Origin of the sequence: Marinobacter sp. SS21 (assembly GCF_028369065.1) — a bacterium.
Classification (GTDB): Bacteria; Pseudomonadota; Gammaproteobacteria; order Pseudomonadales; family Oleiphilaceae; genus Marinobacter.
The window spans coordinates 133,607-147,841 of sequence record NZ_JAQNDA010000002.1; the positions used below are offsets into that span (position 1 = coordinate 133,607).

Sequence of the window (14,235 nt, forward strand, 5' to 3'; positions counted from 1 at the left end):
GAAAAAGCCTTTTTCGGGCTGGGTAAAATGCCCGTCAGAGCGACAAACAACGATGAGGTTAACGCTATGAGACCACAGCCGTCAGTGACTCCCGTACTAAACGAATGCCGTAACGCGATCCGCGATGACTACCTGGCAGACGAGCACAAGGTGATTCATGAACTGATTGCTGGGGCTCAGCTTTCACAGGCCGAGCGCGCGGCCATCTCGGCCCGTGCCGCCGATCTGGTGCGCAGTGTCCGGGCCAACGCCCGTCCGACCATCATGGAGAAGTTCCTGGCGGAGTATGGCCTCACCACCAAGGAGGGGGTGGCGCTGATGTGCCTGGCCGAAGCCCTGTTGCGCGTGCCCGACAACATGACCATCCATGCGCTGATAGAGGACAAGATCACCTCCGGCAACTGGGGTGCGCACTTGGGGAAGGCCTCGTCTTCGCTGATCAACTCCACCACGCTGGCGTTGCTGATGACCAGCAATTTGCTCAAGGACTCCGAGCGCCACAGCGTGGGCGATACCCTGCGCAAGCTGATCAAGCGCCTGGGTGAGCCGGTGGTTCGCACCGTAGCCGCTCGTGCCATGAAGGAAATGGGCCGTCAGTTTGTGCTCGGGCGTGATATTGATGAGGCCCAGGCGCAGGCCAAGGGCAACATGGCCCGGGGCTACACCTATTCCTACGACATGCTGGGGGAAGCCGCCCGCACCGATGCCGATGCGCGGCGTTACCACCGGGCCTATGCCGACGCCATCGGGCGTCTGGCCTCGGCCTGTACCGGCGACGTGCGCAAGAATCCAGGCATCTCGGTGAAACTCTCGGCCCTGCATGCCCGCTACGAGTACGGCCAGAAGGATCGGGTCATGACCGAACTGGTGCCGCGCGCGCTGGAGCTGGCGCGGATGGCCCGGGCTGCCAACATGGGGTTCAATATTGATGCCGAGGAGGCGGACCGGCTGGACCTGTCCCTGGACGTTATCGAAGCGGTGCTGGCCGATCCCGAACTGGCGGGTTGGGACGGCTTCGGTGTGGTGGTGCAGGCGTTTGGCAAGCGCGCCTCCCATGTACTGGACTGGCTGTACGCGCTGTCCGAGCAGCTGGATCGCCGCATCATGGTGCGACTGGTGAAAGGTGCCTATTGGGATGCCGAAATCAAGCGAGCCCAGGTGATGGGGCTGGCTGGCTTCCCGGTGTTTACCCGCAAGGCCTGCAGCGACGTCTCCTACCTGACCTGCGCGAAGAAACTGCTGGCGATGACTGACCGCATCTACCCCCAGTTCGCCACCCACAACGCCCATTCGGTTTCCGCCATTCTGGAGTTGGCCAAGGGGCGCGACTGTTACGAATTTCAGCGTCTGCACGGCATGGGCGAATCGCTGCATGATCAGGTGATCCGCGAGAGTGGGGTGCCCTGCCGGATCTACGCGCCGGTTGGGGCCCATCGCGACCTGCTGGCCTATCTGGTGCGCCGGTTGCTGGAAAACGGTGCCAACAGCTCGTTCGTGAACCAGATCGTGGACACCCGCATCACCCCGGAAGACATTGCCCGGGATCCGATTGATGCGGTGATGGCGCTGGGTGACGCGATTGCCAGCTCGGCCATCGTTCGTCCCGCCGAGCTGTTCGGCGCCCACCGTCGCAACGCCAAGGGCTGGGACATCACCGATCCGATCACGGTGGCCGCCATCGAGCAGGGGCGGGGCACGTTCCGTCGCCATCGCTGGAAAGGCGGGCCGGTGCTGGCCGCCGAGCCCGTAGGCACGGAAGTGCAAGTGATTCGCAACCCGGCCGACCCCGACGATCTGGTGGGGCATGTGGTCCAGGCGTCCCCGGCGGACATCGAAACCGCCATCGTGGCCGCCCGGGAGGGTTTCCAGACCTGGTCCCGGATGTCGGCGGAAGAACGGGCGCAGCGTTTGCGGAAGGTCGGTGACCTGTTCGAGGCCCACGCCGACGAGTTGTTCGCACTGGCCACCCGCGAGGCCGGCAAATCGTTGCTGGACGCCATCGCCGAGATCCGCGAGGCGGTGGATTTCGCCCACTTCTACGCCAATGAGGGCATTCGTAATCAGGGCAGCGGCGAGGCTCGCGGCATCCTGTGCTGCATCTCTCCGTGGAACTTTCCGCTGGCGATTTTTGCCGGTCAGGTGCTGGCCGGTCTGGCGGCGGGCAATGTGGTGCTTGCCAAGCCGGCGGAACAGACTGCGCTGATCGCGGCCCGTGCCGTCGAGTTGATGCATGAGGCCGGCATACCCAAATCAGCCATTCAGCTGCTGCCGGGCACTGGCGCTACCGTGGGTGCGGCGCTGACCTCGGACCCCCGCATCGCCGGCGTGTGCTTCACCGGCTCCACCGCCACCGCCCAGCGCATCAGCCGGGTCATGGCCGACAAGCTGGCACCGGACGCGCCGCTGGTGGCGGAGACCGGAGGCCTTAACGCGATGATTGTCGATTCCACCGCGTTGCCGGAACAGGTGGTGCGGGATGTGCTGGCGTCGTCGTTCCAGAGCGCCGGTCAGCGTTGTTCCGCCTTGCGCATGCTGTACGTGCAGCAAGACATCGCCGATCATTTGCTGGAGATGCTGTTTGGCGCGATGGACGAGCTGGCTGTCGGCAACCCCTGGCTGCTGTCCACCGACGTTGGGCCGGTGATCGACCAGGCCGCCCGGGACCGTATTGTTGCCCATTGCGAGCGGTTTGCCCGGCGTGACCGGGTGCTGAAGCAGGTGCCGGTGCCGGAAACCGGGCTGTTTGTTGCGCCCACGGTGATTCGTGTCGACGGTATCGCCGAGCTGGAAGAGGAAATCTTCGGCCCGGTGTTGCACGTGGCCACCTTCGAGGCCCGGGAGCTGGATACCGTGATCGACGACATCAACGCCAAGGGCTATGGCCTGACCTTTGGTATCCACAGTCGGGTTGATCACCGGGTGGCGCGGGTGACCCGTCGAATTCAGGTCGGCAATACCTATGTCAACCGCAACCAGATCGGCGCGATTGTCGGCTCCCAGCCGTTCGGCGGTGAGGGTTTGTCGGGCACCGGCCCCAAGGCTGGCGGACCGCACTACGTTCGGCGTTTCCTGACAGCTCCGTTCCGGGCCTTGGCTGCCGAGCCGGAGGCCGTGGTGGTCAAGGCCGGCCGGCTGCAGACCCTGATCGACAGTCTGGCAGGGCGCCCGGCGTTGCCGGCGGCCAGTCGCGCCGAGGTGCTGCGACCGATCTTTGGCGAGGTGCCGGTGGCCCTCGACGCCACGGCAGAAGACATGCCGGGACCGACCGGTGAGCTGAACCGGCTGTCGAACCACGCCCGCGGGGTGATTCTGTGTCTCGGGCCGACGGCGGAGTCGGCGCTGGCCCAGGCGGCTATGGCGCTGTCTCAGGGCAACCAGGTGGTAGTGATTGCTCCGGGCTGCGGCAGGTTTGTCGCCCAGGCCGCCAAGGCAGGACTGCCCGTTGTTGGGGGCGAGGGACTGCTGGAGCCCGAGGCGCTGGCGACGGCGACCGGGTTTGCGGCGGTCGTCAGTGAGGCCGAACACGAGCTACTGAAGCAATACCGGGTCGCGTTGGCCCGGCGTGAGGGTGCCTTGTTGCCGCTGATCACCGAGCCGGCACTGGCCCAGCGCTTCGTGCTGGAACGTCACCTCTGTGTTGACACCACCGCCGCCGGTGGCAATGCGAGCCTGATTGCCGCCTCCGAATAACCCATCGGTTCTGGTGTCGCAAGCCAACGCCCCGGAAGAACGTTTCCGGGGCGTGCTCCTCATTCTCGCCACATCCTTGGGCCAGCGATGTCAGCGTCTGCCGCCCTCCTTCCGCTAAAAACGGTTGCCGACCGTTTACCGCGCGCCACAATGGACTAAGCTGATATCGGATAGGGTTGTGAAGACCCTGCCGCATGGCCCTTCATTGACGTCGGTGCCTTGCGGCTGGATCGTCGTTGTCGCCCGACTGTCGCAGAACCAAGCGCAATAGTTTTCACGCGGCCTCTTTAGGTCTGGACTCATTGTGTGGAGTGGAAGATGGACCGAGAATCCGTCGCGATCAGCGTCGATGACTTGCAACCGGGCATGTTCGTCGCCCATCTGGATCGGCCCTGGCTGGAGACCCCCTTCCAGATTCAGGGGATCACGATCTTTGGTGAGCAAGACATAGCAACGCTGAAGAAGTACTGCAACTACGTGTATGTCGATCGTGAAACCCTGCCAGATTCGATGGCGTACAACGGGATTGAGATTAAGCCGAAGCAGGTGCCCACCAAGCCACTGCAGTCTGAATTGTCATCCAGCAAACCGGGACGCTATTCGCAGACCGTCGAGTTTGCCGAAGAGCTGGAAAACGCCAAGTGCATCAAAAACACGCTCTCATCGACGTTGTCGGAGGTATTCGATGATCTGACGAACGGTCAGTCGTTGGATCTGACGCAGATCAGGCAAATCCTGGACCCCATGGTGGATAGCGTCATCCGGAACCCGGATGCGATGATCTGGTTAACCCGCCTGAAACATCAAGGCGGGTACATCTATCGGCACGCCATGAGCGTGTCCATCTGGTCCGTCGCCATTGGGCGCCAGCTGGGCCTGCCGCGAAACCAGCTGTCAGCACTGGCCATTGGCGCGTTGTTGGCAGACGTGGGCAAGATCGATATCCCGTCGACCATTCTCGAGAAACCCGACCACCTGACCGAAGCGGAGTTTAATCAGGTGAAGTGCCATGTGACCAAGGGCATCGAGATTTTGAACAACAGCGAAGGCATTACCGACACCATTCGCAACATCGTGCTCTACCACCACGAGCGCCATCAAGGGCAGGGCTATCCCGAGGGATTGAGCGGGTCTGATATTCCGGTGTTCGCCCGCATCGTCGGGCTGGCCGACTGCTTCGATGCCATCACCTCGATTCGACCCTATCGCCGTCCGCTGTCCTCCAGTGAAGCCATCAAAAAACTCTACGAATGGCGCGACCTGGAATTCCAGAAGGAGCTGGTGGAGGAATTTATCCAGTCCATTGGCATTTATCCGGCCGGGACGTTGATCGAGCTTTCGGACGGCAGTGTGGCCATCGTGGTGGCGACCGGCCGGGAGAACCGTCTGCGACCGAGGGTGATGATCGTGCTGGATAAGGACAAGCGCCCGGTTAATCCGGTCAGGATTGTGGACCTGGCGCGACAGGACGCCGATTCCGAGGGTGTGTGCCACATCGAAAAGTCGTTACCCAATGAGGCCTACGGTATCGATCCTGACGAATACTACATCTGAAGGCGGGACCATGCTGGATATCTGTCCGAGGCAAGCATTCATCGCGCTGTTGCAGCGCCACGTCACCCAGTCCCTCAATCACTCGCGGTGCATCGGCCTGGCCTTCATCAAATTCCGAAACCTGAGGGAGAACAATCTGCACTACGGTTACGAAGCCGGTGACTTGCTATTGGCGGAAGCCTACAGCCGGCTTCAGCAGATCGCCAAGTCGGACGAGTGCCTGGTCCGCACCGGGTGCAACGAATTTGCGCTGATTCTCCCTTTTCTGGTGGGTCACGAGATCCTGGAGCTGGCCTGTGCCAAGCTGGAAACGGCACTGATGGAGGAGTATTCCCTCGGACAAAAGAACCTGTATATGTTGCCCCAAATTGGAATGAGTTATGTGGACAGCCAGGGGCAAAGCGCGACGGATCTGTGCCAGAGTGCCGAGCGGGCCTTGGCGATTGCGAGTCAGGGCTCCGCCAGAAGGATGATCGTCGATCCCGCCCAGGATGCAGGCGTACCGGATTACGACCTCTACAGTGGCTTGAGTCACGCGCTGGAAGTCGGAGATTTTGAATTGTATCTCCAGCCGCAGGTGGAACTGCGACGGGGTAGGTGCGTGTCGTTCGAGGCCCTGATTCGCTGGAAGCAGGACACGGAACTGGTGCCACCCGATGTATTTATTGGCTATGCCGAAACGTCGAACCTCATCTTTCCCTTGACCAAGTGGATCATCAATAACGCGCTGAGACAACTTCAGGCCCTGGGCGATAAGTATGATCAGCCGAGCACCAGCGTGAATATTTCGGGCGCCTGTTTCGATGAAGATCGGCTGATCAGGGAGGTCGCCAATGCGTTGAGTATCTGGGGGGTGGCGCCGTCGAGGCTGACGCTGGAAATCACCGAGACCGTTTTCATGAAGGATATGGAACGGACAAAGTACATTTGCGACAAACTCAGGAACGAGGTGGGGGTTCGCATTTCGATTGACGATTTCGGCACCGGCTACTCCAGTTTCGAGTTCTTCAAGCACATCAGCGCCGATGAACTCAAGATCGATCAGTCCTTCGTCAAGAGTATTGGTCGCAATGGTCGAGACCGGCACATTGTTGGCAGTATTCTGGCGCTGGCGAAGGGACTGAACATGACCACCGTGGCCGAAGGTATCGAAGACCTGGAAACCCTGTTCGCCCTGTCGGAAATGGGCGCGGATGTTGGGCAGGGCTATTTTATCGCCAAGCCCTTCTCAGAAAAGAATGTGCAGAGCTGGCTCGATATTCAGGCCAGGCTGGTCCGCGCCCACCTTTCCGTGCACGCGTAGTCGACTCGGGTCGGAGCCGTTGCAGTGCTGGTTCCGCTTGCCCAATAGGTGATGGCCGTTCAGAGTTTCGCGAGAGGAAGCGCCTTTGGTTGACGTTCACGGTAACCTGGCGGAGACGCTGGGCGGGTTCGCGGTTCTGCTGCTGGCGCTGGCTGCGTTGAGGGTGTTCAGTCGTCACTCCCGCTTGCCGGCGGAATCCTGGATCCTGCTTGTCGGTTTGGTCTACGGTGAGCTTTGGTCGTCATTCCCGGCCTTGCCGTTGCTGGAAGTTTCCCCAGATCTGGTCATCCTGTTGTTGCTGCCGGTGCTGGTGTTTGCCAGTGCCCGCTCCCTGCCGCCCCGTCAACTGAAATCCCAGCTCGTTCCCATCCTGTTTTTTGCCACGATTGGCGTCGTCACCACCATGGCTTTGATTGGATTGCCGCTGTACGCGCTGACATCGTTGCCGCTGGCGGACGCCTTGCTGTTTGCCTCGGCGGTCGCGGCTACCGACCCCTCCGCCGTGTCGGCAATCTTCCAGCGCTTTACCGTGCCCGAGAGGCTTGCGGTGCTGATTGAAGGTGAATCGCTGTTCAACGACGGCACCGCCATCGTGCTGTTTTTCAGTATGGCGACCTTGGCCATCAACATGGAATCCCTCACCGTGACGTCGGCCGCGCAAATGTTCGCCTGGACCATGGTGGTGGCAGTTGTGCTGGGGGCGGTTCTGGGCTGGTGCGCGGCTCATCTGATCCGGCTGTGGCGGGTCAAGAACCAGTTTCCCGGCCTCTCCATCACGCTGGCACTGGTGTATGGCGGCTTCCTGTTGGCAGAGCGGGGCCTGCACGTGTCCGGGGTGGTGACGGTGATGTTTGCGGCCTGGGTGTTCATGTTCGTCCGCGGGCGTGGCGAGCGCCCGCCAGCGGCCAGCGATGGCGCGCCGACCGATTCCCTCCAGCCACCGGAGCTGTTTGTGGGCTTTTGGGATTATCTGAATCAGCTGGCCGGTGGCATCCTGTTCTTTGCGTTGGGCGTCACCGTGGGCCGGCACGAATTCCCGTTCAGCTGGTTGATTCCCGGCATCATCCTGGTGTTGGTTCTGGCCCGGGTGGTGGTGATTTATGGTGGCAGTGCGCTGATGCGGGCAGGGCGGGTGCACCTGCCTGCCGGCTGGCAACACGTCCTGGTGTTGGGTGGACTGCGTGGTGCGGTTTCTGCCGCGTTGATCCTGATGTTGCCGGAAGACTACGTGTATCGCGAATACCTGTTGTGCCTGGCCCTGGTGCTGTGTTTGTACACTCTGGTGGTCCACCCCTTTCTGCTGCAGGCCTATCTGCAGCGCCAGCGGCTCCCGGAGTAACGCCGTCGATTCAACTCTCTGGTCGTTTCGCTTGTCCATTGCGATTGTCGTGTTGCAAGCCTCAGGGTCACGGATGGTCCGGCTCGAAAGTATTGGAACGATCGTTCTTTTCATGTAGTATTGGAATGATCGTTCCAAAACTAAGCCTGTAATCCCACGTCTGGAATCACGATGAGACCTGTCTCCTTCAACAAGCAAAAGGCGCTGGCTGAAGTCACCCAGCTGTTTTGGCAGCAGGGTTACGAGGGCACCTCGGTTCAGCAGATTCTCGACTGCACCGGACTGAGCCGAAGCAGTCTCTACGCCACCTTTGGCGACAAGCGCGCCTTGTTCCTCCAGGCCCTGGGGCACTTTGCCCGACTGTCGGAAGCGGCATGCCTGCCCCTGCGCAGCGGTGGCGACCCCCGGCAATCTGTACGGCAGTTCTTCGAACTGGTGTTCTTCGTGCTGCCGGAGGAGCAACGCCGGTTGGGTTGCCTGCTGGTCAACACGGTGCTTGAACAGTCCGGGCTGGACGATGAGCTGGCAACTTTCGCCAGCGCACAGCTTCGCAAGGTGGAACAGGCGCTTGAGCACTGCTTCGAACAGGCGGTGGCGAACGGCTCGCTGGCGCGGGACAAGGACCCGCGACAGCTGGCGGCATTCTTCATGACGGTGGTCCGCGGCCTGCGGGTCGTGGTGCGCGAAGGTCAAAGCGAGGCATTGTTGCGGGATACCATCGCAACTGCCCTGAACACCCTTGATTAGGAAACTCCAAGATGAGCAATCGATCCAAATCCCTGTTTATTTCTGCCTACCTGACGCTGCTGGCCCTGGCCGCGGGACACGGTCTGCTGGGCCTGTGGGCCGAAGGGCCGCTCAGCGGCTGGAGCGGCGTGGCGCTGGCCACCTGGCCGATGGTGTTTTTCTTCCTGCGGCTGTTCCTGTCGGATGTGGCGAGAACCAGTGCCAACCTGGCCGGATACCAGGCTGCCGCCTGGGCGGGCACGGCGCTCACGCTCGCCTTGGGGTGGTCGGGCGAGATGCTGATGCTGCAATTGGGTTACAGCGCCCTGATCGGTGGTGTCGGTGTGGCGATTTACGTGTATTGGTATTCCCGGTTCCAGCGGGACACCCGAACAGGCTTGCTGCAGGTGGGCGAACGCTTGCCGGCATTCACCCTGCAGGATGAGGATGGCCATGGGGTCTCTTCCTCGGAATTCCTGGGCCAGCCCGCGCTGTTGATCTTCTACCGCGGGAACTGGTGCCCGCTGTGCATGGCCCAGATCAAGGAAGTGGCCGGCCAGTATCAGGCGCTCGCCGAGCTGGGCGTTACCGTGGCGTTGATCAGCCCCCAGCCTCACGACAATACCCGCAGCCTGGCGGCGAAGTTTCAGGTGCCGTTCCGTTTCCTGGTGGATGCCGACAATCGCGCTGCCCAGGCGCTCGGTATCGACGCCGAGAACGGGCTGCCAAAAGGCCTGGAGGCACTGGGTTATGACAGCGATACCGTCATGCCCACGGTACTGATTACCGACGCCCAGGGCACGATCCTGTTCGCCGATCTGACCGACAATTACCGGGTCCGGCCCGAGCCGGAGACGTTCGTAGAGGTGTTGCGGGCTCACGGCGTCTCTGCCTGAACCGGGGAAGGGCGCTGCTGCAGGCCGGCGGTCCCATTGAATCGCTGGCTCACGGAAGGCCTGGGTTCAGTGGCTACCGCGACCCATATCTGCGATGCAGGATGCCCACCCGCTCGACGTAGGCCCGGGTTTCGGCGTAAGGCGGAATACCGCCGTAGCGGCTAACGGCGCCGGGGCCAGCGTTGTAGGCGGCGGTGGCGAGGGTGACGTCGTTATCGAACCTGTCCAGCATGCGGGACAGGTAGAGCACGCCGCCGCGAATGTTCTGCGCGGCATTGAGGGCGTCCGCCACCTCCAGTTCCTGGGCGGTCGCGGGCATGAGCTGCATCAGACCCTGGGCTCCCTTGGGCGAAACGGCGCCGGCATTGAAGGCCGATTCGGCATGGATCACCGCTCGCACCAGGGCGGGGTCCACTTCGTACTCAATGGCCGCTTCCAGAATCTCGTCCCGATACCGGGTGTGGAACAGTGGCGTGGTCAGCCAGTTGACGGTGGACGCGGGATTGCAGGCGTAGCAATGGAAGCGAATGACATCGTAGCTGGCGTCGGTGGGACGATGGCCGCTGTAGGAAATGACGCCGTTGTTGTCCTGGTAACGGTAGACGGTGGCATTGCTGGACGAGGCCAGTGGCTGGTTGCTGCCGACGTTGGTGAACTCCACCGAGCCGTCGGGGTGCTCAATGCGCCGGATATTATCGGCAAGCGTGGATGCCGAGACCACCAGCAGCGTCAGCGCAGTGATTAGCGTTGGGAAAAAGAAGCTCTTTCCGCCTGTCATCGCGAACCCTTGAAATCCTGTCATTTCCTCAAGTCGACCACCAGGTTGGCGTGGTCCTGGCCGCAAGTATAGAGCCTTCCACGGTGGAAAGAAGCGATCTGTGTCGAATTGCGGCGAATACTGTGGCCTCACGTCCCGAGCCGGAATCAGAACGCCCAGCGACCGAAGGTTTCGGTAAGGTGTTGCATAACCAGCCGGATTCGCTCCACCCGTCGCAAGTCGGGATGGGTCAGCAGCCAGAGCTCACTGGCTGGAGCGGCGGGGCAGGCAAACAGGCGCTCAAGCCCATAACGGGCCTGATCATCAGGCAGGAAGGCCAGGCCGTGACCGGTTTCCGCCAGGTACGACATGGCGGTCAGCTCGTCGCTGCGAGCGACGATCCGCTGCCCAAGCTGTCTGTCGAGCCAGGTGAAGGCCGGTAGGTTGGCCATGGCGCCACTGCCGCCAATGAGCCAGTGACGGCTCAACTGGTCGGGGCTGCCGGGGTGGTCGAAGCGGAGTCGATAAGCGGGGCTGCCGAACACACTCCAGGGAATGCTGCCCACCTTGCGGCCAATGAGGTGCTCGGGGGGCGCTGACGTCGCCCGTACCGCGATGTCAGCCTGCCTGGAATTCATGTTGATCTCCAGATTGCTGGACAGCAGCTCGATGTGGATGTCGGGATAGGATTGCCGGAAATCCGCCAACGCTTGCGGCAGATACCGACAGGCCAGGTTGTACGGCGCGGTAATCCTGACGGTCCCCTGCGGCTGAATGTCCTTGCCGGCGATGCGCCGTTCGATCTGTTCGAAACGGTCGGCAATCGCCTGCCCCTGTTCGAGCAGCTCTTCTCCCATCGCCGTTAACACGTAACGCTGGTCGATCTTATCGAACAATCGACCGCCGATCTCGGCCTCGAACGCCTTCAGGCGTCGAAACATGGTGGAGTGATTGACCCCTAATAATCTGGCGGCAGCCGCCAGTGACCCGGTTTGGGCAATGGCGAGAAAGCTCTTGAGTCCGTTCCAGTCCATGTTTTGATCTTGCGTATCTGCAAAGTCGGTTTGTGATTATTGCGAATTAACTTGCGTAAGAGCAAGTGAGAGTCTATCTCCCACAAACCACAGAGGAGTTATGACATGAACGCATTACATCGTCCGGAATGGGCCGCAATGATACTTCGCACGGTGCTTGGCCTGGTCATGGTCGCCCACAGCCTGTACCTGAAACTGGTGGTGTTTACCTTGCCGGGCACCGCGCAGTTCTTCGAATCCATCGGCCTGCCGGGGCCCCTGGCTTATCTGGTGTTCACGGTGGAGGCACTGGCGGGCCTGGCCTTGATACTGGGGTACCAGACCCGGCTGGCCGCGTTGGTACTGATCCCGGTGTTGCTGGGCGCCACCTGGGCCCATCTGGGCAATGGTTGGCTGTTTACCAATAGTGGTGGCGGCTGGGAATATCCGTTGGTGCTGGTGGCGCTGGCCGTGGTCCAGGTGATGCTCGGCAGCGGCGCTCTGGCGCTCGACAACCTCCGTCCGGGCCGGGCGGTGGTATCGGGTGCTTACACCAGCGGCTGAGTAAATGGGCCCCGGCTACCCGTTGCCACCGGGTGGCCGGGTTCGCTCAGTTCAGGCCGTATACCTGTGGTTCGGTAAATCGGTAATAGCCGGACTGTTCCTCATTGCGAATGATCTCGGCCTCCGCGCCGAACTGGTTTTGCTGCAGGTTGCGGAGCCGGCTCTGGAACTCGGCTCCGCTGTACTGTTGCTGAAGCTGTTGCCGTTTCGACATGTAGTCCATTCCAATTTGTCGGCGACGGTCCCGCTGAGCATCCAGAGCCTGCCAGCGGGCCACGGCGTCTTCGTCCATGCCCAGAGCGCGGCGGAAATCCGCAAGCTGTTCCCGGCGCTGCTCGGCGGGCATATCATGTAACCGGGCTTGTACGGCATCAGAGGACAGGAAACGGTCGGCCAGTTCCTGTCGCCGCAGAGCCATCACCGTGTCGGTTTGTGCTCCGTAGGCGCTACTCAGGGCATTGAGGTAATGCTGGGTTTGATCCCGGAATCCGCTGTCCGGGGGCAGGTTGCCAAGCTCAGTGAGGGCATCGCTGACCTGTTGGTTCCTGAGCGTTTCGGCCCAAATCTCTTCGGCGGCATCGCCAAAAAAGCTGCGACGCATTTCCCATAACAGCTGCAGGCGGTCCTCGGGCGACAACGCTTGCAGGTTCTGCCGTTCGCTTTCCAGCCAGGCACTGTAGCCGGTCATGCGGGAATGCATGGCCATCAGCTCGTCCACTCTGTCAGGAAAGGCCAGGCTCAGCATGCCCCGTAGGCGCTCTTCCCAGTCGTCCGGATAGCGGCTCCTCAGGTAGCCGGCCAGTTTTTCGATCGCCTTCACCTGACTGTGCCCATGCTCGATGGTGGCGCCGTACCGCTCCTGCAGATAGATCACCAGCTCCAGTTCGGGGTCGCTGGTCGCAGCCACCTGTCCTTGCGGAGCTGGCCAGCTGGGGGCGGAATCCGGTGGCGGGGCGTCTGGCCTGTTGGCTTCGACGCTCTGCGGGGCGGGCTCTGGGGGCGGGTCAATAACCGTCAGCTGCCAAATCGCTACCGCCACCAAAAGCGCCGCCGTTAGCCCAGTTATGGTTTTGTTCAAAAAATATGACGCCTTCATCATTTTTTTCCACTTTTTGTTCTTAGTATGGTTAAAATCTGATCGGTTCCGGTCGTGGACTAGCAATACCTACAATAAATACAAGAGGTCAATCATCATGCCACAACGCATCGCCAACGTTCTGCTGGGCGCCACCCTGGCATTCGGCATCAGCCAAGCTGCGCTCGCTGGAAGCGCGAGCAAGACTCAACACCCGATAGTGTTTGCCCATGGAATGGCCGGATTTGACAATATTCTCGGGTACGATTACTGGGGTGACGACTACGGCGTCTTCGTTCTCGACCCCTGTGATTCGCTGTTCGAATTAACCTGTAACGCTGACATCGACGCGAACCAGCAAAGCTACATTTCCTCGGTGACGCCGTTTGAATCTTCCGAGGTTCGGGGTGCCCAGCTGGCGGATAACATCGAAAGTTACATGGCCAGCACGGGGGCGACCCACATCAATGTGGTAGGCCACTCCCAGGGCGGCATCGATATGCGCAAGGCCGCCCGGCTGTTGCATGAGCGTAAGGGATACCGGGTTGTCCAGAGCATGATCAGTCTGTCCTCTCCGCACCGGGGTTCTCCGACCGCCAAGGAACTCCTGGACAATTACCGGTATCAGCTGGTGGAGATGTTGGCCAATTACTACGGTAACGTGGTCTATGGTGCCGGCAACGACGCCATCGCCGGCGCCAAGCAGCTGGTGTTCGACGACTATGAAGACGATGGCGTCATTACCGGCATGAAGGCCTTCAATGAGAAGTATCCGGCCAGTACGACCTACGCCAAGGACATCGCCTCGCTGTTGACGGCCCAGAATGGGCTCTCGGTGAACCCGGCATTGTGGCTGGTGTCCAATGGTATTCATGACATCGATGGCGATGGCTATTGCAACGACGACTGCAATGGCGATGGCGCTGCCGGTCAGGGCGACGGTAACCCTGGCAACCGGGATGATGATGGCCTGGTGGGAATCAACTCCCAACAGATGGGGCATCGCCTGGACTATGAGGAAGCATTTGGCTATCTCGACCAGGTGCATCTGCGAACAGATCACGGTTATGTCGATAACCTGAACCACCTGTCGCAACCGGAGCAGATGACCTCCCTCCAGTATGTCATCAATCAGGATCATCTGGATGTCATCGGTGTGGGCCCTGATACCTTCGATGAGATGGAGTTCTACGCCGCAATCACCGACTACATTGCCGACCAGGGCAACTGAGCCTGGGGGTAACCTGAGGTCAGTCTCCCGCCAAGAAGACGAGAGACTGACTCCTGGTCGCATGAGGTGCCAGTCCACTCCTTGCGA

At 61.0% G+C, this 14,235-nt stretch carries 11 protein-coding genes; 8 read left to right on the top strand and 3 right to left on the bottom strand.

Annotated features, from left to right (window positions below):
* Positions 1-66 precede the first annotated feature (66 nt).
* The 6 genes from putA to N6L25_RS02875 all read left to right on the top strand — a co-directional run bounded on the left by putA (position 67) and on the right by N6L25_RS02875 (position 9,508).
* Positions 67-3,690, top strand: a complete 3,624-nt coding sequence (putA, locus tag N6L25_RS02850) for a bifunctional proline dehydrogenase/L-glutamate gamma-semialdehyde dehydrogenase PutA (protein ID WP_271977634.1) — start codon at positions 67-69, stop codon at positions 3,688-3,690.
* A gap of 318 nt (positions 3,691-4,008) precedes the next feature.
* Complete coding sequence (locus N6L25_RS02855) at positions 4,009-5,244, top strand: HD-GYP domain-containing protein (RefSeq protein ID WP_271977636.1); 1,236 nt, start codon at positions 4,009-4,011, stop codon at positions 5,242-5,244.
* A 10-nt stretch (positions 5,245-5,254) separates the two neighbouring features.
* On the top strand, positions 5,255-6,547 hold the full coding sequence (locus tag N6L25_RS02860) for a putative bifunctional diguanylate cyclase/phosphodiesterase (protein ID WP_271977639.1): 1,293 nt from the start codon (positions 5,255-5,257) through the stop codon (positions 6,545-6,547).
* An 85-nt stretch (positions 6,548-6,632) separates the two neighbouring features.
* The gene (locus N6L25_RS02865; RefSeq protein WP_271977641.1) at positions 6,633-7,886 is read left to right on the top strand and encodes a cation:proton antiporter; all 1,254 of its coding nucleotides are present in this window, start codon (positions 6,633-6,635) and stop codon (positions 7,884-7,886) included.
* A gap of 171 nt (positions 7,887-8,057) precedes the next feature.
* On the top strand, positions 8,058-8,633 hold the full coding sequence (locus tag N6L25_RS02870; protein ID WP_271977643.1) for a TetR/AcrR family transcriptional regulator: 576 nt from the start codon (positions 8,058-8,060) through the stop codon (positions 8,631-8,633).
* An 11-nt stretch (positions 8,634-8,644) separates the two neighbouring features.
* Positions 8,645-9,508, top strand: a complete 864-nt coding sequence (locus tag N6L25_RS02875) for a peroxiredoxin family protein (protein WP_271977646.1) — start codon at positions 8,645-8,647, stop codon at positions 9,506-9,508.
* 73 nt (positions 9,509-9,581) lie between these two features.
* On the opposite strand, the gene N6L25_RS02880 is transcribed toward N6L25_RS02875, so the two are convergent.
* Both N6L25_RS02880 and N6L25_RS02885 read right to left on the bottom strand, forming a co-directional pair.
* Positions 9,582-10,286, bottom strand: a complete 705-nt coding sequence (locus N6L25_RS02880; RefSeq protein ID WP_271977648.1) for a lytic transglycosylase domain-containing protein — start codon at positions 10,284-10,286, stop codon at positions 9,582-9,584.
* Between the two features lie 146 nt (positions 10,287-10,432).
* Complete coding sequence (locus tag N6L25_RS02885) at positions 10,433-11,299, bottom strand: LysR family transcriptional regulator (protein ID WP_271977649.1); 867 nt, start codon at positions 11,297-11,299, stop codon at positions 10,433-10,435.
* Between the two features lie 105 nt (positions 11,300-11,404).
* Between N6L25_RS02885 and N6L25_RS02890 the strand changes: the two genes are divergently transcribed.
* A complete protein-coding gene (locus N6L25_RS02890) occupies positions 11,405-11,842 on the top strand; it encodes a DoxX family protein (protein ID WP_271977651.1) in 438 nt (145 codons plus the stop codon).
* Positions 11,843-11,888: 46 nt separating this feature from the next.
* Here N6L25_RS02890 and N6L25_RS02895 read toward each other — a convergent pair whose 3' ends face one another.
* Positions 11,889-12,881, bottom strand: coding sequence for a hypothetical protein (locus tag N6L25_RS02895; protein ID WP_271977654.1), 993 nt, complete (start codon positions 12,879-12,881; stop codon positions 11,889-11,891).
* A gap of 154 nt (positions 12,882-13,035) precedes the next feature.
* Here N6L25_RS02895 and N6L25_RS02900 point away from each other — a divergent pair, with 154 nt between their 5' ends.
* Entirely contained in the window at positions 13,036-14,148 is a 1,113-nt protein-coding gene (locus N6L25_RS02900; protein ID WP_271977656.1) for an esterase/lipase family protein, read from the top strand.
* The last annotated feature ends 87 nt before the right edge of the window (positions 14,149-14,235 follow it).

Excerpts from the sequence above, each read along its gene's own strand:
- N6L25_RS02885 (WP_271977649.1), bottom strand. The coding sequence starts at position 11,299 with ATGGACTGGAACGGACTCAAGAGCTTTCTCGCCATTGCCCAAACCGGG.
- putA (WP_271977634.1), top strand. The coding sequence starts at position 67 with ATGAGACCACAGCCGTCAGTGACTCCCGTACTAAACGAATGCCGTAAC.
- N6L25_RS02860 (WP_271977639.1), top strand. The coding sequence starts at position 5,255 with ATGCTGGATATCTGTCCGAGGCAAGCATTCATCGCGCTGTTGCAGCGC.
- N6L25_RS02855 (WP_271977636.1), top strand. The coding sequence starts at position 4,009 with ATGGACCGAGAATCCGTCGCGATCAGCGTCGATGACTTGCAACCGGGC.
- N6L25_RS02900 (WP_271977656.1), top strand. The coding sequence starts at position 13,036 with ATGCCACAACGCATCGCCAACGTTCTGCTGGGCGCCACCCTGGCATTC.
- N6L25_RS02880 (WP_271977648.1), bottom strand. The coding sequence starts at position 10,286 with ATGACAGGCGGAAAGAGCTTCTTTTTCCCAACGCTAATCACTGCGCTG.
- N6L25_RS02890 (WP_271977651.1), top strand. The coding sequence starts at position 11,405 with ATGAACGCATTACATCGTCCGGAATGGGCCGCAATGATACTTCGCACG.
- N6L25_RS02870 (WP_271977643.1), top strand. The coding sequence starts at position 8,058 with ATGAGACCTGTCTCCTTCAACAAGCAAAAGGCGCTGGCTGAAGTCACC.
- N6L25_RS02875 (WP_271977646.1), top strand. The coding sequence starts at position 8,645 with ATGAGCAATCGATCCAAATCCCTGTTTATTTCTGCCTACCTGACGCTG.